This is a genomic window from Phycisphaerales bacterium (genome assembly GCA_040217175.1).
GTDB lineage: Bacteria > Planctomycetota > Phycisphaerae > Phycisphaerales > UBA1924 > JAHCJI01.
The window spans coordinates 1,139,717-1,155,875 of record JAVJNT010000001.1 but is presented as its reverse complement, the minus strand read 5'-3'; the positions used below and the strand labels follow the sequence as shown (position 1 = coordinate 1,155,875).

Sequence of the window (16,159 nt, the reverse complement as noted above, 5' to 3'; positions counted from 1 at the left end):
GCAGGAAACGCCGATACCATGGATCATGGCACCCTCCGACGCCAACCCCGACGCCCCCGCACGCATCTTCACCCTCACCCTCAACCCGTGCATCGACATGGGCGTCGAGGTCGAGAAGGTCGAGCCCGAGCACAAGCTGCGCTGCGGCACGCCGCGGCGCGAGCCGGGCGGTGGGGGGCTCAACGTCACCCGGGCCATCGCCGAGATCGGCGGCAAATCGACCGCGGTCTTCCCCGCCGGCGGCAAGACGGGCGACCTGCTCAAGTTCCTGGTCGGCTTCTACTGCACGGGCAAGGCCTGCGACCAGCGCGGCGTGCCCGTCCATGCGCCCACCCGAGAGAACGTTATCGTCACCGAGACCAGCACCGGCAACCAGTTCCGCTTCAACATGCCCGGCGCCGAGCTCAACGACGACGAGGCGCAGGCCTGCCTCGAGGCGCTCGTCGACGGCGTTGGCAACATGGAGGGCGGCGGCCTTGCCGTCATCAGCGGCAGCCTGCCCCCCGGCGTCGAGCCACCGTTCGTGCGCACCATCATCGAGCGCGTCCGTGCCGTTGGTGGCCGCGTCGTCGTCGACAGCTCTGGACCGGCGCTCCGCGAAGCACTGGGAATGGGCGTATGCATGGTCAAGCCCAACCGGCGCGAACTCGCCGATGCGGTGGGGGGCATGAATCCCGACGAGTCGGACCACGCCGTCGTCGGCGCTGCGGCGATCGAGCTCGCCCAGAAGCACAACATCACGTACGTGCTCGTCAGCATGGGCGGCGACGGCGCCGTCCTGGCCGTCAAGGACGGTTACGCCCACTGCCCGGCGCCCAGGATCGACGTCAGGAGCGCCACCGGCGCGGGCGACAGCATGGTCGCCGCGGCCGTGCTGGCCATCGAGCGCGGCTGCTCGCCCGAGGACATCCTTCGCGACGGCGTCGCCGCCGGCGCCGCCGCCGCCATCACGCCCGGCACCGAACTGCTCAAACGCCCGGACTTCGAACGCCTCCGCGGCACGCTCCCGACGCCCACGATCAACCGTGCCACTCCCGCCAAGGCCAAGGCATGAGCGAAGACCAAAACCAGTCCCAGAACAAGCCGGGCCTGATGCGCTCCCTGGGCGCCTTCGTCGGCGAGATCGTCAAGGCCGTGAAGACCGATCCCACGGTCGACAAGCCCCCGCGCGAGATCGGCGACAACGACGAAGTCATCCTCCGTCGGACGACGACCACCGTCGACGAGGTCCGCCTCCGCAAGAGCGACGACGCCTGAGCTCGATCAGAGCTTGTACACCTCACGGAGCTTACCGCCCAGGTAGTCCATCAGCGGCTGGCTCTCGAGCGGCCGCCCGGTGACCTTCTCGCACAGCTCGCCCGCGCCGTACCGCCGGCCGTGCGAGTGGATGTTGGTGTTCAGCCATTGCTTGAGCCGGCCGAAGTCGCCCTTGGCGAACTCGTCCTCGAGCCCCGGCAGGTCGTTGTTGATCGTCTGCCAGAACTGGGCGGCATAGAGGTTGCCCAGCGTGTACGTCGGGAAGTAGCCGAACAGCCCGAAGCTCCAGTGCACGTCCTGCAGGCAGCCGTTGGTGTCGTCGGGCACGTCGAGCCCCAGCAGTTCCTTGAAACGGGCGTTCCAGGCGCCTGGCAGATCGGCGACCGACAGGTCGCCCGAAAGCATCGCCCGCTCGATACCGAAGCGCAGCATCACGTGCAGGTTGTACGTGCCCTCGTCGGCCTCGACGCGGATGAACGTCGGCCGCACGATGTTGACGGCGCGGTAGACCTCTTCCTGCTCGAACTTGCCAAGTTCGGCGAACTGGTCGCACGCTTCCTTGTAGATCCAGGTCCAGAACGGTCGGCTGCGGCCGACCATGTTCTCCCACATCCGGCTCTGGCTCTCGTGGATGCCCAGCGAGATGTCGTCGGCCAGCGGCGTGCCGAAGCTGTTGACCTGCGCGCCGCCCGGTCCTTCATGCGTGCCGCCCTTGGGCAGACCCTGCTCGTACATGCCGTGGCCGGCCTCGTGCATCGTGCCGTAGAGCGCGCCGGGGAAGTACTCCTCGTCGTAGCGCGTCGTCAGCCGCGTGTCGCCGGGCGCAAGTCCCTCGCAGAAGGGGTGCGTGGTGATGTCCAGCCGGCCGGCGTCGAGGTCGAAGCCGATGGCCCGGAGCACGTGCATGCCCAGCGCGTGCTGGCGTTCCTCGGGCGCATGAACCTTCGTCGGTGCGTCGTCTGGCGCGGTTCCGCTCTCGGTTAGCTCCTTGACGAGCGCCGAGAGCTGCTCGCCCAGCGGCGTGAAGACGTCCTCGACCTCCTTGGCCGTCGCGTTGGGCTCGTACTCGTCGAGCAGCGCGTCGTAGAGCTCGCCCGCATAGCCGTAGGCTTCGGCCTTCTGCCGAGACAGGTCGACCATCTTGCTCAGCCAGGGCTCGAAGGTCTTGAAGTCGTTGTTCTTGCGCGCGTGCTTCCACACGTCCTGGGCCTTGCTTCCCGTGCGCGCAAGCTCTTCGACGAGCGACTTGGGCAGCTTCGTCCGCTTGTCGTAGTCCCGCCGGAACTCGCGCACGCACGCCCGCTGCTGGTCGTTCAGGCCCTCGCCCTCGGCCGCCGAGATCAGGTCGCCCATCTCCGTCGACGTGCCGCGCTCGTGCATCATGCCGGCGAGCAACGCCATCTGCTCGGCCCGGGCCTCGCCGCCGCCCTTGGGCATGTAGGTTTCCTGGTCCCACCCCAGCAGGGCGGCGATGGACCGAAGCGTGGCCCCCTGACGCGCGTAGGCGCACAACTCGGCGTACTTCGACATGCGGTGTTCTCCGAAGGAATTCTGAAGGTTCGTGATTACTCGGGCAGCTTGGACAGTTCGGCCTCGACACGCTCGACCAGCCGCGAGATCGTGCCGACCGAGAAGTCCAGCTTGATGCCCGCCGCCTCGAACAGTTCGGGCAGCGGACGCGAGCCACCCAGCGAGAGCGCGTGCAGGTACGCGTCGATGGCGGTCGACTCGCCCTCGTCGAGCGAGCGCATCCAGAGCTGCAGCGCGCCGAGCTGGGCGATGCCATACTCGATGTAATAGAACGGGTGGCTGAACAGATGGAGCTGCCGCTGCCACTGCGTCTCGCGCTCGCGCTGCAGGCCGTCCCACGACACGTCGTTGCCAAACCGCTCGTCGAGCTCGAGCCACGCCGCGGTCCGTTCCTCATGCGTGTGCTCGGGGTTGCTATAGATGAAGTGCTGGAACGCGTCGATGGTCGCGATCCACGCCAGCGTCGAGACGCTGCCCTCCAGCTGCTCGCGAATCGCCCGGGCGTGCTTGGCCTCGTCGCCGTAAAAGCCGTTGGCCCCGCCCCAGTGCGGCATGCTCAGGAGCTCCATCGACATGCTCGCCACCTCGGCGAACTCGATCGGGCTGTGCCGGTAGTGCAGCAGCGGCTCGTCCTTGCACATCATGCTGTGGAAGGCGTGCCCCGCCTCGTGCACCATGGTCTCGACGTCGCGATGCAGGCCGGCCGCGTTCATGAAGATGAATGGCTCGCGCACGCGGTCGCGCATGTACTGGTACCCGCCCGGGCCCTTGCCCTTGCGGCTGTCCAGGTCGAGCTGGGCGCCGTCGGCGGGCCCGTTGCTGTTGCTGCCGTCACCCAGCGTCGCGAACATGGTCGCAAGCCGCGGGTCGATGGCGTCGAACGCCGCCTTCGACTTGCTCACGAGCTCGACGCCGCCCTTGAAGGGCTTGAGCGGCTCGCGCCCCAGCGGATCTACGGCCAGGTCCCAGGGCCGGAGCGGATCGATGCCCATCTTCTCGCGCCGCTTCGCGTCGAGCGAACGCTTGAACGGCACGATCACCTTCGCCACCGCATCGTGGAAGTCCTTGCAATCCGCCGGCGTGTAGTCAAAACGGTGCATCGACGCGAATGCATAGCCCACGTAGTCGTCGTGGCCCGCGTTCCGCGCGACCTGGTGCCGCAGCTCGAGAAGGCGGTCGTAGATGCCGTTGATCTTGGTCGCGTCTTGCAGCCGGCGCTCGGCGATACCCCGCCACGCCTTCTCGCGCACGCCGCGGTCGGTCTGCTGCAGGTATACGGCCATCTGCGGCAGCGTCTTCTCCTCGCCGTCGAATTCGACCGTCATCGCGCCCACCGTCTCGGTGTACGTCTGCTCGACCTTGTCGATCTCGGTCTGCAGCGGCACGTTCTCGTCGCGGTAGAGCTCCACGTCTGCCTTCACGTCGCGCGCGAGCACCTCGTACCGCTCGCCACCAAGACCGAGCTTGTCGGCGAGCTCGACCTGCCGCTGATCGAGCTTGAAGCCCGCGGGCTTGAGCTTGGGCGCGACGTTCTCAAGGAAGCTCGTGTACGCGGTCCGCTTGGCTTCACTTGCGGTGTCGCAGGTCATCGCGATGTAGAGGTTCGCCTGCGTTTCGCTGCACGCCGCCTCGAGCTCGCTGCGATCGACCAGCCAGCGTTCGAGCTCGTCCTTGCTCTGCACCGGGCGCTCGGCAAGCTCGTCGAAGAGCGGCCGGACGTTGTCCCAGTTGGTGGCGTCGATGTCTTCGGGCACCAGGCCCGTCGGTGCGGCGGCGGTGGTCATGCGGAGGCCTCCAATGCGGTGTCGCGAAGGTTCGCCCGGGATCCGACCCGAGAGCGGAAGTGCATGATAGACCGGTGTGGATTTGGATCGGAGCGAACGCCCGCAAACGAAAAGGACCACCCTCGCCAGAGGGTGGTCCCGCGATATCAAACTGGCTTGTCGATTACTTCGACAGGTCGCGGAGCATCTGCTCCTGCTCGCGAGCCCACTCGCGGAACTGCTCCTCGGACATGTTCAGGATGAACAGCGCCAGCCGCGGGTTGTTGTCGACCATGCGGATGATCGAGTTCAGGCTACGGCGGGCGAAGCCGATGAACTTGCCGCGGTCATCGACGGGCACGCCCCGTGCGAGGCCGACCGCCACGTTATAGCCGTCGAAGTACTGGTTGATGCTCTGCTCGTCGCGGGCGGTCTGCTCGCGGAAGCTTCGCAGGTACTTCTCGGCCTTGCTCACGGGCCAGGCCACGCCTTCGACGTCGTCGCCCACCCACTCGACCTCGGTGAGGCCCATGGCCTTGCCGAGCTCTTCGAGCGTGTCGGCGATGCCGTCGGCAAAGCCGATCTGCTGGGCCGTATCGCTCGTGAGCGCCAGCACGCGGTTCGGCTTGTTGATGACGACCTCGCCGTCCTCATTCTGGTACATGGCCGTCACGCGACCATTCTCATCGAGGTCGACCGACAGCGGGTCCATGATCTGCATCGCACGGATGATGCGCGGATCATGTCCGCCACGCTCGCTGATGAGCTCGGCGAAGTAGAGGATGTCTTCGAGCCCGCGGCCCTGAACGGCCTGCAGCGCGCCGAACCATGCGGTGTTGCCGCCGTAAGCGCCGCGCTTCATGAAGTAGTGCTCCGACAGCGTGTGCGGCGTGAGCGACGCGGCCGAGATGGCGTAGTCGATCCATGCCACCGTGCGGAAGCGGGGCTTGTACTCGTTGTGCAGCACGTCGCTGAGCGGCTCCATCTCGAGGACGGCGCCGCCGCCGGAGTTGATGCGGAACACGACGATGTCGATGTTCTCTTCCTCGAGCAGCGGGATGATCTCCCGCAGCGACTGAGCGGTGATGTACGTGCCCACCATGCCCTGGCCCTTGTCGGCGTCGCCGTAGCTCAGGACCGCGGCGCGCGGCGCTCCGGGCGAAACGGCCCGACGCTCGCGCTCCTTCTTGGGCTTGGCCGAGTCAACGGCCGGGGCCGGATCGGTCACGGTGGGGGACGAGGGGGCCCCGGCCTCCTCGGCGTCCACGTCGCGCTCAATCTTCAGGACGTCCGACGCGGCATAGAACTGCGTCAGCCCGTCGGCCGTCTTCACCCATACCGAGCCGTTCAGCTCGCGGGCGATCTCGCCCTCGATGACGCGCCCGTCGTTCAGGGTGACGCGGTCCAGGGCGAATCCGAACTGCACGCAGCCCAGCACGGCCACGGCGCAGGCGGCGCCCATCGCCATCCGGCGCCACGTGTTGGAAGCAAACTTCTTCATGGGTCAATCTCCGGGTCGTTGCGTGCGATCAGCGCTCGTCGGCCATCTGCTCGAGTTCGATCCGCTGCAGGCGGCGACGGAACTCCGAGATGAGCTGGTCGGGGCTTCGGAAGTTGCGGAACACTTCGATGTGGTAGGGAACGATCGCCTCCTTGTAGCGTTCGAGCAGGCCGATCATCTGCTGCAGCTTGGCACGCTGCTGGCCGCGCTGGCGCCGACGCTCGCTCCACTCGTCGGCATCGACCTGGATCTCGCTGTACTCGCGCCACAGCCGGTCGAGGGACTTCTCGGTCCGCTCGATGCCGTCCGCCCAGCTGTTCATGATCCGGTCGCCGTCGCCAACCATCTCGTAGTTGCGGGCGATGCCCAGCTCGAACAACAGATCGTCGATCGTGCTGACCGTGCCCTTGGAGACGCCCAGCACGCGGGCCGTGTCGGCGTCCAGCGTCAGCCAGTTCGTGCCGCGTCCGCGGGCCAGGTCCTGGATGGAGTCCTGCCGACTCTCGTCCAACGCGTTGTTGGTCAGCAAGAACTCGTCGGTGCTCTGCGGCTCGCGCTCGAGATACACCGGCCGCCCGCCCTCGAGGCGGTACGACAGGGTGTAGTCGCCACGGGCCATGGCCTCAATGAGCTTGGGCTCGTAGCCCGAGGCGATCACCATGCCCTTGGCCGTCGCCAGGCTCGCGGCCACCAGCTTCTCCTTCACCACCTCGTCGCCGGTGCGGAACTGCAGGTACACGCCGCGGATGCCGCCGATGCGGCCCTCGGGGTGGAAGTACATCGTGTCGGCCAGGAACGGCAGGAACGCCGCGCTGCCCATCGCGTTCTTCACCCAGAACACGATCTGGGGCTTCTCGTCCCAGACCTGCAGGGCCTCTTCGGTAAACACGGGCCGGATCGGCCGGATCCCGAAGATGTCGAAGATGCCCGAATCGTCTGACAGCTCCTGCTCAAGCGGGTCTCCGCGCTGGAACCAGTCGACGTCGACCTTGATGATGATGTAGTCGGCATCCAGCGAGCGGGCTTCCTCCATCGCCTCGGTCAGCGGCGTGAAAGAGATGTCCTTGCCGAACCAGCCGTCGGCCGTGAAGCTGTAGACCTTTGCCGGCTCCTGCTGGGCCATCGCCGGGGCAGCCGCCAGCAGCAATGCCGCCATCGCTCCCGCCGAAGCCTGCCGCAGGCGGTCGCGGAGCCCTCGCCTTCCACTCTCGTGCGTGCTCATCGTGATCGGGCCTCCATCGATTGCAGGCCCCGGGTCGAGCCCCTCGCCCCGGGGACCAGAGTTGGTTCTTCCTTATGGATCGTTGCCAGGATCCGGCTCCGATCCATCAGGTTCGACGCCCATCGCCGCCAGATGTTCCAGGAGCGAGGCTCGATCCGGGGCTTCTCCGGCCAGCTGAAGGTCGTACAGGTCCTCGAGGACCCGAGCAAAACCCGGTCCTGGACGCCATCCAAGCGAGATCAGGTCGTCGCCGGTCACCCAACGGTCGGGCGCGAGACCCCCTGGTTCGGCCGCCAGGGCCTCGACCCGCTCGGCGACGCCTCGCTCGAGGCCTGGATCTTCGGCTCGGATCACGGCGAGCGCCTCGCGGAAACCGGCCGAGGCGGCCAATCGCTTCTGACGCGCCTTACCCATCTCCTCGTATCCCGCCAGCACCTCCAGCCGCCTGGCCAGGCAGGCCGAGAGGATTGCCGACTCGTCGTTGCTCAGGCAGAGGGCCCGCCGGACCTGGTGCACGAGTGGCCGAACCTGTTCAGACTCGCCGCCCTTCCCGCGATCGAGCAACCACGCCGCGAGCGAGACCATCGTCCGCGCGTCGGCCGGCAGCGCGCCGAGCCTCGGATGGGCCCGTCCGGCGCCGATGGCCGGCGCCTCCAGCATCGGGCCGTCGAGGCCGAGCTGCTCGAGCATCGCCGCCGCCCGCCGCCGCGAACCGTGGGCCAGCATGCGGCGCAGCTCGCCGCCGATCCGTTCGCGGCTGACCCCCTCGAGCTCGCGCGCATGCTCGGCGATGGCGTGCGCCGTCTGGGGATCGATCTCGAAGCCAAGCCTGGCTGCGAACCGCACGGCACGGAGCGCCCGCAGGTGGTCCTCGGCTAGCCGGCGGTGCGGATCGCCCACGGCGCGCACGATGCCCGCGCTCAGGTCAGCCAGCCCACCAACGAGGTCGATCACCCGGCCCGCGACGCGTCCGCCCCCGGGCCGCGTCGTCCAATCGGCCTCCTCGGCCAAGGGATCGAGGAACAGCGCGTTGATCGTGAAGTCCCGCCGCTCGGCGTCGGCCTGGGCGTCGCCGAAGGACACGTCGTCGGGTCGCCGGCGATCGGAGTACACGCCGTCGCTCCGGAACGTGGCCACCTCGGTCCAAACGCCCATCGAGCGGATCTGTACCACGCCGAACTGGGCTCCCACGAGCCTGGCCGCACGAAACATCTTCGTCAGCCGGTCGGGCGTGGCGTCGGTCGCGACGTCGAAGTCGCCGGGCTCAAGGCCCAGCAATTCGTCGCGGACGCATCCACCGGCAAAGTGCGCTTCATGCCCCTTCGCGCGCAGCTTCTTCACGACGGCGATCGCTGCCGCACGTCCGTCGGGTTCCATGGAAGGCTGTGTCGTCATCGCGAAGGCACCGGCTCAGGCCTTGGGCGGATGGTCGCGGAGCGACTTGATCTCGTCGCGGAGGATGGCGGCCAGTTCGTAGTTCTCCGCCTCCAGCGCCCGCTCGAGCCGGGACTCGAGCTCGGCCGCCTGGCTGGGCATGAGCTTTGGGTGGATGGCTTCCCGCATGCCCACGAGCGTGCGACGCTCGGCCGATGACTCGAATGCCTCGGGCTCGCCCACCTCGGCAAACGCCTGCTGCAAACCGTCGAGCCCCTCGTCGATCATGGCGACCGCTGCCTTGGTCTCGTTCGCTCGGATCATCTGGCCCGCCAGGGCACGCGTCCGGACGGTGATGATGAAGGGCCGGTAGTGCATCATCGAACGCTGGTCGTTGTCCTCCCGGGCGTGCTTCTGGAGGAACTCGATCAACCGCAGGTTGCGTCCGGTATCCCGGATCACGCCGTCGAAGTCGTTGAGCACCAGTAGCGCCACGTAGCGGTGGTAGTACTGGGCCGCCTCCTCGCGCAGGATCTTGCAGTCGTCCGGCGAGAGCGAGAACCCTTCGCCGACGCCGCCCTCCTCGGCCAGCACGTCCGCATCATCGGCCAGGCTTTCGAAGTATTCGAGCATGCTCCGATAACCATGGGCCAATCGCCCATCGGGGCGACCGTCCACGTGCATCTGCAAGAGCCCTAAGTCCAGTCGTACCTGGAGCAAAGGCTCGCCGTCCTCGCCTTGGATCAGGCGAATGTTGGGTCTGGTGCGGTCAAACGGCCAGTCCTCGAGAATGTCCGATATGTCGCGGTTCATCGATGATTTCGGGTTCATGGGGCTCAAATAGGCTTGCAGCGGGGCGGGGTCTCTGGGTAGCATAGTGCTCGAGGAAGACTCACCCGCGTTCGCTGACGCCGCAAACCCGCGCTTCTTTGAGGAGAGAGGCAAGCCGGGCTTCGGCACAGGCGGATTATCTTCGCCTGTTGGGTGAACCCAACCTCGTTGGCGTCCGCACGCCCGGAATGGATTTGAGCGACTTGCGCGGTAGCTCGATGAATCCGTTGCGGCTGGCGGGCGAATACGTGGTAGGAGGACGGTGTGCTGCCCGTTGTTTCTCGTGGGGCACATCGCGAAAGGTGGGATGAGTGTGAGTGCGATGACCGGTAACCAGTCTGCAAGCTCGGGGCTGCGCTCCGAACTGCAGCTCTATCTTGACGAGATCAAGCGAACGCCATTGCTGACCGCCGACGAAGAGCGGGAGCTCGGCTATCGGATCCAGCGAGAGAACTGCCCCGACGCGCGTGAGCAGATGATCCGGGCGAACCTTCGCCTGGTCGTGGCGATCGCGAAGAACTTCGCCAATCGCGGCCTGGTGCTCTCGGACCTGATCGAAGAAGGCAACATCGGGCTGATGCGGGCCGTCGAAGGGTTCGACCCCGACCAGGGCGCCCGATTCAGCACGTACGCCTCGTGGTGGATCAAGCAGGCCATCAAGCGGGCCCTGATCAATGCCTCGCGGCCGATCCACGTGCCGGCCTACATGGTCGAGCTCATCGCCCGCATGCGGCAGGTGTCGCGTGAGCTCGAGGGCGAGTCGGGCTTTGCCCCCTCGATCGAGCAGATCGCCGAGGCCATGGACCTGCCGGTCAAGAAGGTTCGGGCGATCCGCCGGGCCATCCGTGCGACGCGGGCGCAGACCCAGCCGGTCTCGGGCGACGATAACACGCCGGGCCTGTCCGACGTGGTCGCCGACGACCGCCACGCGCCGCCGAGCGAGCGGCCGCTGCAGGCCGACGAGCTCGGCACGTTGCGTCGCCTGATGGAGACCATCGACGACCGCGAGGCGGCGATCCTCAACGCCCGATTCGGGCTTGATGGCCGCGACCCGCTCACGCTCAAGCAAGTCGCCGAGCGCGTCGGCCTGAGCCGCGAACGTGTCCGCCAGATCGTCGACGAGGCGATCACGCGGCTGAACGCCCAGCTCACCGACGAGCGGCCCAGCCGGTTCTTCCGCGAGAACCGCACCCGCACGGGCGACCCGCTGAGCCCGCAGCGTGCCCGGGCCCGCGCCATGGCCGCCGCCGCCCGCGCCCGCAGCGCCGGGTAAGGCTGGCTCGATCTTGCAATTACCAAGCCCGGGCACGAGCCCGGGCTTTTCATTTCCCCGTTAGTGCTTCACGCCCTCGACCCGGCCCGGGTCGGTGTATTTGCTGACGGCCTTGCCAAGGTCGACGCCGGCGATGTTGGCCAGCGTGGTCAGCCAGGCCAGCACGTCGGCGAACTCTTCTTCCAGGTTGGCGCGGTCGGCCTCGCTCGGGTTTCGGTCCGGAGCGCAGTCCTGGAGGGAGGTCGCCAGCTCGCCGACCTCCTCGATGAGCCACATGAAGGTGCCCGGCACGCCCCGGGCGCTGTCGGTCGCGTGGTAGCGTTCTCGGATGAGCCGCTGGAAGTCCCGAAGGGTCATGTCGGGAGCGGATTCTGGGCCTTGCTGGCTCGTGGGGGCGCCGTCGGTCATGCCGCGACGGTAGACCCCAGGCGGGCGTGGGCGCTATACTCGGGGCCCCGCCGAGCGGTTTCGGCGGGTTTCGCCGTGGATCGACGACCCAAACGCCAGGAACGCAGTCGCCTATGCCGACGATCAACCAACTCTGCCGCAACCCCCGCCGCACGCCCAAGGTGAAGTCCAAGGTGCGTGACATCGAAGGCTGCCCGCAGCGTCGCGGCGTGTGCCTGAGCGTGAAGACGATGACCCCCAAGAAGCCCAACTCGGCGCTTCGCAAGGTGGCCCGTGTTCGCCTGAGCAACGGCCGCGAAGTGACGGCCTACATCGGCGGCGAGGGCCACAACCTGCAGGAGCACTCGATCGTGCTCGTCCGCGGTGGTCGCGTGCCCGACCTGCCCGGCGTGCGGTACCACGTCGTGCGTGGCGCGCAGGACAGCCTGGGCGTCGACGGCCGCAAGCAGGGCCGCTCGAAGTACGGCACCAAGAAGGGCAAGTAAGCCAACTCCGTCGGCCGGCGCGCGAGAGCGTGCGGGCGCGGCATTCGTCTGTAGTCTCGTTTGACAAACGGCAAGTAATCCCGCTCGCTGGCCTCATCGGGGCGGGGTGAACACACGGTCGGCCTTGCGTCGACGGATGAGCCAAAGGAGTCTCGCATGGCCGGTCGCATCACCGCGTCCGAGGATCAGCTTCGTCCCGATCCTCGCTACAACGACATCACCCTGGCGAAGTTCATCAACTGCGTGATGCGCGACGGCAAGAAGACCCGCGCCACGCGTGTTGTGTATGACGCGATGGACCTGATCGACGAGAAGCTGAAGAAAGAGAACAACCCCGACGCGCCCGAGGACGCCATCACGCTGTTCCTCATGGCCATCGACAACGTGAAGCCGTACGTCGAGGTCCGCAGCAAGCGCATCGGTGGCGCTAACTATCAGGTGCCCCAGCAGGTGAAGGGTCGCCGCCAGCAGAGCCTGGCCTTCCGCTGGATCATCACCAGTGCTCGCGGCGAGAAGGGCCGCCCGATGGCCGGCCGCCTGGCCGACGAGCTCTACAACGCCGCCCGCGGCGAGGGCAAGGCCATGACCATCCGCGACCAGACCCACCGCATGGCCGACGCGAACAAGGCATTCGCCCACTTCGCATAAGCCTGCCTCGCGACTGTCCCCCGTCAAGGCCGCGAGTTCGCTCGCGGTTTTTTGGCGCGCGTAGCCTTGGCGTATGGATCGGCAGTTCGATCGCTACCACAGGCAGACCCTGCTGCCCGACATCGGGCGCGCGGGCCAGGAACGCCTCGCGCGCGGCCGCGTGGTCATCGTGGGGTGCGGCGCGCTGGGGTGTGCACAGGCCGACCTCCTCGTGCGCGCGGGCGTCGGGCACGTGCGTATCGTCGATCGCGATGTGGTCGAGCCCACGAACCTGCAGCGGCAGGTGCTGTACGCCGAGGCCGACGTAGGCAAGGCCAAGGCGTTCGCGGCGGCCGATCGGCTGCGGGCGATCAACTCGGGCGTCACGGTCGAGCCGATCGCCGCCGACGCGACGCACGAGAACATCGAAGGTCTCGCCGAGGGCGTTGACGCCATCCTCGACGGCACAGACAACTTCGAGACGCGTTTCCTGCTCAACGATGTCTCGGTCAACCTCGGCGTGCCCTACGTCTACGGCGGCGTCATCGCCAGCCGCGGCATGGCAGCGACGTTCGTGCCCGGCGATAGCGAGCACTCGACGCCCTGCCTCCGCTGCGTCTTGCCCGAGGCGCCGCCGCCCGGCAGCACGCCGACCTGCGACACCGCCGGCGTGCTGGGGCCCGCCGTATCGATCGTCGCGGCACACCAAGCCGCCGACGCGATGAAGGTCCTGCTGGGCAGGCCAGACTTGCTCGGCGGCGCCATGCTCGATTTCGATCTTTTTACCGGCACGCACCGCAGCCTCGCACTCGCCGAAATCGCGGCCGATCGCGCCGCGTGCCGATGCTGCGGGCAGCGGCGCTTCGACGCGCTCGACGGCGTGAGCGGAAGCTCGGCGCAAGCGCTGTGCGGGCGCGACGCGGTGCAGGTGTCGCCCGCACCCGGCGCGACGATCGGCCTCGACGAACTGGCCAGCCGGCTCGAAGCGTTTGGCCCTTGCAGGCGCATCGGCCCATTGCTGAAGGCCGAGGCGACGCAGGGCGAAAAGCGGTTCGGCCTGACGGTGTTTCCCGATGGACGCGCGATCGTCTCGGGCACCGAGGACCTCGCCGAAGCGCGGTCGATCTACGCGAGGCTTATCGGGGCCTAGGCCTCGGCCATCTCGGCGGTGACCACGTTGTCAGAGAAGCTCTGGTAGGCCTCGCCGATCTGCTTGGCCATGCTGTCGGGCCAGACGTGGAAGTCGCCGCTCTTGAAGGCCTCGAGCAACGCGTCGGCGACGAGGCTGGGCGGCTCGGCGACGTCGTCGAGGCCGGCCTGGCTGCCCATGTCGGTGGCGATGGGGCCGGGGTGCACGCTGTAGACCGCCGTTCCTTGCTCGCCGAGCTGGGCGCGAAGGCCCTGCGTGATGGCGTACGAGGCCGCCTTCGAGGCGCAGTAGGTCGCAAAGTCCGGGAAGGTCTTCATCGACACCACCGAGTTGAGCTGCACGAGTGCGCCGCCGCCGTTGGCCTTCAGCACCGGCGCGAAGGCGCGGGCCGTGCGCATCAGGCCGAACACGTTGGCATCGATCTCGAATTCCAGCGACTCGAACGCGTCGTCGGCGAGCGCGCTTGAAGTGCGAAGCACGCCGGCGTTGTTGATCACGACCTCGACGTCCGAAGCCTTCTCGGCTGCATCGTTGATGGTCGCTTCATCGGTCAGGTCGAACGGTACGGCAACCACGCGGTCGCCGTAGGTATCGATCAGGGGCTGGGCGCTCTCGGGCCGGCGAACGGCCGCGTAGACCTTGGCGGCGCCGGCCTCGAGCAGGCCCTCGGTGATCGCTTTGCCGATGCCTCTGTTGGCGCCGGTGACCAGCACGACCTTGCCCTTGACGTCAATGGTGTTGGTGTTCATCTGTCGTCTCCTCCGGAGGGGTTTCGAGCCCGGCCGCCGCGGCGAAGCCGGCGGCAGTCCAGATGAATGCACCTGCATCAATCGTTTATTCCGGCTCTCCGGCGGCATCGGCCCGGCGCACGGCCCGGCAGAACTTTCGGACCAGGTCGGGGCTCTTGGTCCCGGGGCTGCCCTCGACGCCGCGAGAAACGCTGACGCCCCAGGGCCTTGCGGCCTTGATCACGCCCGCGACGTTGTCCGGCGTCAGTCCGCCGGCCAGGATGATTCGAGCCTGCGACAGGGCGATCGACCGGCTGAGCTTCGGGGCGAGATCGGCCCAATCGGCGCCCGGCGGCGCTTCGATCAAGGTCGCGCAGACCTCTTCGATTCCGTGCCAGTGCCGGAGCGTCTGGTCGAGCGTCGCCGCGTCGTAACGCACGGCCTTGATGGCGTCCGGACCGATGCGGCGTACGAGGTTGTCCTTCTCCGAGCCGTGGAGCTGGCTGTAGGGCGCCGGGCAGACGGCCTCGGTATCGAGGAAGTCGTCGAGCGTCGGATCGGCGTACACCGCGACGGCCGTCGTCATCGGCGGCAGCGAGGCCAGGATGTCGGCGGCGAGCTGCGGATCGACGTGGCTCGAGGCGTCGGGTCGGAAGTCGAGCCCGATGGCGTCGGCTCCGGCATCGGCGGCGATCTCGGCCGTCTTCTGGTCGCGCACGCCGCAGATCTTGATCCTCGTCCTGGGCATTACGTGGCCTCCCGCGAGAGTGCGTCGAAGTCGCGCTGCGCGACGGCCTTGAGTTCTTCGTCCTTGAGCTCGAGCAGCGCCTGCCGCAGCAGCGACTTGGCCTTCGTCGCATCGCCAAGGTGGTCGGCGAGCAATCGAGCGAGCAGCACGCGCACCATGGGCGCCTCGCCGTCGTTGCCGTGGGCCCGCAGGAAGCCCTCGTAGGCCGAAGCGGCAAGCTCGTGCTGCGACTTCTGGTAGAGCGTATTGGCCAGATCGAGCTGGACGTCTCTGGACAGTCGCGTCTCCGTGTCGGCATGGTCCTGGAGCAGCTTGCGGTACATCGTCGCGGCCGAGCCTGGCTTCCGGGCCTTCAACGCACTTTCGATGCCCGCGCGCAGCTCGGCGGCGTTCTCGGCGGGTGTCTTGGGCTTCTCGCGCACCGGCTTGGTCGCCATGGGCTTGTCCCACCCGGCACTCTGCACGGCGCTGCGGATCTGCCCCCGGCGGCGGCGCTGGTTGATCGCGGTGAACAGGTCGTAGGGCTCGCGCGGCAGCACCCGCGTCGCGAGGAGCACGAAGGCGATCGTCGCACCGTAGAGATAGCCCGCGAAGTGCGCCTCGACCGCGACGCCCAGCCCCCCGCGCGCCCAGGTGAAGACGTCCCACGTAATGGCAAGCGCGATGAACAGCCACGCGGGCCATAGAGAAACGCTCACGAACAGGATGAACAGGACCTTGACGTCGGCCCTGGGGAACATCACGAGGTACGCGCCCGTACAGCACGCAACCGCCCCCGAGGCACCGATCACGCCTGCGTTGCTGAATAGCGCATGCGCCCCGGCAGCGGCCACCGCTCCGATCAGGTAGAACGCGGCGAAGCCGACGTGGCCCAGGCGATCCTCAACGGCCTGCGCGAACACCCAGAAGAACAGCATGTTGCCCAGCAGGTGCAGCGGATTGCCGTGCAGGAAGGCGTAGGAGAGCCACGTCCACCAGGGGGTGTAGCCCGGGATGAGCACGAAGCGTGCCACGTCGCCGCCCACGGGAGCCAGCGGATCCTTCGTGATGGCCGACTGCACCAGGAACGCGACGACGTTCAGCGTCAGCAGCGCGTACGTCACCACCGGCGTTCGGCGGAGCGGTCGGTCGGTGCCCAAGGGGATCAGCACGGCCGATGGTACCGCAATGGCTGCCGGCCGTACCGAAGGGGTGCCCGGGGGCCCGCGGACAGCCCGCATCGGGCGTTCCCCGGGCGAGCAGCCCGGCTAGACTGCCGGCCC

General features: G+C 67.7%; 16 protein-coding genes. 6 read left to right on the top strand and 10 right to left on the bottom strand.

Going from position 1 to position 16,159, the window contains the following annotated elements; translation table 11 throughout:
- Positions 1 to 25 precede the first annotated feature (25 nt).
- Together RIA68_04990 and RIA68_04985 are read left to right on the top strand one after the other, a co-directional pair.
- The gene (locus RIA68_04990) at positions 26 to 1,054 is read left to right on the top strand and encodes a hexose kinase (GenBank protein MEQ8316792.1); all 1,029 of its coding nucleotides are present in this window, start codon (positions 26 to 28) and stop codon (positions 1,052 to 1,054) included.
- Positions 1,051 to 1,257 carry a hypothetical protein gene (locus RIA68_04985; protein ID MEQ8316791.1) on the top strand — a complete coding sequence of 69 codons (207 nt, stop codon included), beginning with the start codon at positions 1,051 to 1,053 and terminating at the stop codon, positions 1,255 to 1,257. The genes RIA68_04990 and RIA68_04985 overlap by 4 nt, the downstream gene beginning before the upstream one ends.
- A gap of 6 nt (positions 1,258 to 1,263) precedes the next feature.
- Here RIA68_04985 and RIA68_04980 read toward each other — a convergent pair whose 3' ends face one another.
- The 6 genes from RIA68_04980 to RIA68_04955 form a co-directional block, all read right to left on the bottom strand.
- Positions 1,264 to 2,787 carry a carboxypeptidase M32 gene (locus RIA68_04980; GenBank protein ID MEQ8316790.1) on the bottom strand — a complete coding sequence of 508 codons (1,524 nt, stop codon included), beginning with the start codon at positions 2,785 to 2,787 and terminating at the stop codon, positions 1,264 to 1,266.
- Between the two features lie 35 nt (positions 2,788 to 2,822).
- Complete coding sequence (locus RIA68_04975; GenBank protein ID MEQ8316789.1) at positions 2,823 to 4,571, bottom strand: M3 family oligoendopeptidase; 1,749 nt, start codon at positions 4,569 to 4,571, stop codon at positions 2,823 to 2,825.
- A gap of 163 nt (positions 4,572 to 4,734) precedes the next feature.
- Entirely contained in the window at positions 4,735 to 6,051 is a 1,317-nt protein-coding gene (locus tag RIA68_04970; GenBank protein MEQ8316788.1) for a hypothetical protein, read from the bottom strand.
- A gap of 28 nt (positions 6,052 to 6,079) precedes the next feature.
- Positions 6,080 to 7,273: a hypothetical protein gene (locus RIA68_04965; GenBank protein ID MEQ8316787.1), complete on the bottom strand. Its 1,194-nt coding sequence runs from the start codon at positions 7,271 to 7,273 to the stop codon at positions 6,080 to 6,082.
- A 72-nt stretch (positions 7,274 to 7,345) separates the two neighbouring features.
- On the bottom strand, positions 7,346 to 8,668 hold the full coding sequence (locus RIA68_04960) for a CCA tRNA nucleotidyltransferase (GenBank protein MEQ8316786.1): 1,323 nt from the start codon (positions 8,666 to 8,668) through the stop codon (positions 7,346 to 7,348).
- Between the two features lie 15 nt (positions 8,669 to 8,683).
- Positions 8,684 to 9,460, bottom strand: coding sequence for a UvrB/UvrC motif-containing protein (locus RIA68_04955; protein MEQ8316785.1), 777 nt, complete (start codon positions 9,458 to 9,460; stop codon positions 8,684 to 8,686).
- Positions 9,461 to 9,800: 340 nt separating this feature from the next.
- On the opposite strand from RIA68_04955, the gene RIA68_04950 reads away from it, so the two are divergent.
- The gene (locus tag RIA68_04950) at positions 9,801 to 10,751 is read left to right on the top strand and encodes a sigma-70 family RNA polymerase sigma factor (protein MEQ8316784.1); all 951 of its coding nucleotides are present in this window, start codon (positions 9,801 to 9,803) and stop codon (positions 10,749 to 10,751) included.
- 60 nt (positions 10,752 to 10,811) lie between these two features.
- Here the strand turns inward: RIA68_04950 and RIA68_04945 are convergent, their stop codons facing one another.
- Positions 10,812 to 11,159, bottom strand: a complete 348-nt coding sequence (locus RIA68_04945) for a MazG nucleotide pyrophosphohydrolase domain-containing protein (GenBank protein MEQ8316783.1) — start codon at positions 11,157 to 11,159, stop codon at positions 10,812 to 10,814.
- A gap of 113 nt (positions 11,160 to 11,272) precedes the next feature.
- Between RIA68_04945 and rpsL the strand changes: the two genes are divergently transcribed.
- The 3 genes from rpsL to RIA68_04930 all read left to right on the top strand — a co-directional run bounded on the left by rpsL (position 11,273) and on the right by RIA68_04930 (position 13,421).
- Complete coding sequence (gene rpsL, locus RIA68_04940; GenBank protein ID MEQ8316782.1) at positions 11,273 to 11,644, top strand: 30S ribosomal protein S12; 372 nt, start codon at positions 11,273 to 11,275, stop codon at positions 11,642 to 11,644.
- Between the two features lie 156 nt (positions 11,645 to 11,800).
- Complete coding sequence (gene rpsG, locus RIA68_04935; GenBank protein ID MEQ8316781.1) at positions 11,801 to 12,292, top strand: 30S ribosomal protein S7; 492 nt, start codon at positions 11,801 to 11,803, stop codon at positions 12,290 to 12,292.
- A gap of 73 nt (positions 12,293 to 12,365) precedes the next feature.
- On the top strand, positions 12,366 to 13,421 hold the full coding sequence (locus tag RIA68_04930; protein ID MEQ8316780.1) for a ThiF family adenylyltransferase: 1,056 nt from the start codon (positions 12,366 to 12,368) through the stop codon (positions 13,419 to 13,421).
- Here RIA68_04930 and RIA68_04925 read toward each other — a convergent pair.
- The 3 genes from RIA68_04925 to RIA68_04915 all read right to left on the bottom strand — a co-directional run bounded on the left by RIA68_04925 (position 13,418) and on the right by RIA68_04915 (position 16,048).
- Positions 13,418 to 14,170, bottom strand: coding sequence for an SDR family oxidoreductase (locus tag RIA68_04925; GenBank protein ID MEQ8316779.1), 753 nt, complete (start codon positions 14,168 to 14,170; stop codon positions 13,418 to 13,420). The two genes, RIA68_04930 and RIA68_04925, sit on opposite strands and share 4 nt — an antisense overlap.
- An 85-nt stretch (positions 14,171 to 14,255) precedes the next feature.
- Positions 14,256 to 14,897, bottom strand: coding sequence for a hypothetical protein (locus RIA68_04920; protein MEQ8316778.1), 642 nt, complete (start codon positions 14,895 to 14,897; stop codon positions 14,256 to 14,258).
- Positions 14,897 to 16,048 carry a rhomboid family intramembrane serine protease gene (locus RIA68_04915; GenBank protein MEQ8316777.1) on the bottom strand — a complete coding sequence of 384 codons (1,152 nt, stop codon included), beginning with the start codon at positions 16,046 to 16,048 and terminating at the stop codon, positions 14,897 to 14,899. The genes RIA68_04920 and RIA68_04915 overlap by 1 nt, the downstream gene beginning before the upstream one ends.
- Between the last annotated feature and the right edge of the window lie 111 nt (positions 16,049 to 16,159).

Coding starts and splice junctions, on each gene's coding strand:
- RIA68_04990 (MEQ8316792.1), top strand. CDS start 26: ATGGCACCCTCCGACGCCAACCCCGACGCCCCCGCACGCATCTTCACC.
- RIA68_04985 (MEQ8316791.1), top strand. CDS start 1,051: ATGAGCGAAGACCAAAACCAGTCCCAGAACAAGCCGGGCCTGATGCGC.
- RIA68_04980 (MEQ8316790.1), bottom strand. CDS start 2,787: ATGTCGAAGTACGCCGAGTTGTGCGCCTACGCGCGTCAGGGGGCCACG.
- RIA68_04975 (MEQ8316789.1), bottom strand. CDS start 4,571: ATGACCACCGCCGCCGCACCGACGGGCCTGGTGCCCGAAGACATCGAC.
- RIA68_04970 (MEQ8316788.1), bottom strand. CDS start 6,051: ATGAAGAAGTTTGCTTCCAACACGTGGCGCCGGATGGCGATGGGCGCC.
- RIA68_04965 (MEQ8316787.1), bottom strand. CDS start 7,273: ATGAGCACGCACGAGAGTGGAAGGCGAGGGCTCCGCGACCGCCTGCGG.
- RIA68_04960 (MEQ8316786.1), bottom strand. CDS start 8,668: ATGACGACACAGCCTTCCATGGAACCCGACGGACGTGCGGCAGCGATC.
- RIA68_04955 (MEQ8316785.1), bottom strand. CDS start 9,460: ATGAACCGCGACATATCGGACATTCTCGAGGACTGGCCGTTTGACCGC.
- RIA68_04950 (MEQ8316784.1), top strand. CDS start 9,801: ATGACCGGTAACCAGTCTGCAAGCTCGGGGCTGCGCTCCGAACTGCAG.
- RIA68_04945 (MEQ8316783.1), bottom strand. CDS start 11,159: ATGACCGACGGCGCCCCCACGAGCCAGCAAGGCCCAGAATCCGCTCCC.
- rpsL (MEQ8316782.1), top strand. CDS start 11,273: ATGCCGACGATCAACCAACTCTGCCGCAACCCCCGCCGCACGCCCAAG.
- rpsG (MEQ8316781.1), top strand. CDS start 11,801: ATGGCCGGTCGCATCACCGCGTCCGAGGATCAGCTTCGTCCCGATCCT.
- RIA68_04930 (MEQ8316780.1), top strand. CDS start 12,366: ATGGATCGGCAGTTCGATCGCTACCACAGGCAGACCCTGCTGCCCGAC.
- RIA68_04925 (MEQ8316779.1), bottom strand. CDS start 14,170: ATGAACACCAACACCATTGACGTCAAGGGCAAGGTCGTGCTGGTCACC.
- RIA68_04920 (MEQ8316778.1), bottom strand. CDS start 14,897: ATGCCCAGGACGAGGATCAAGATCTGCGGCGTGCGCGACCAGAAGACG.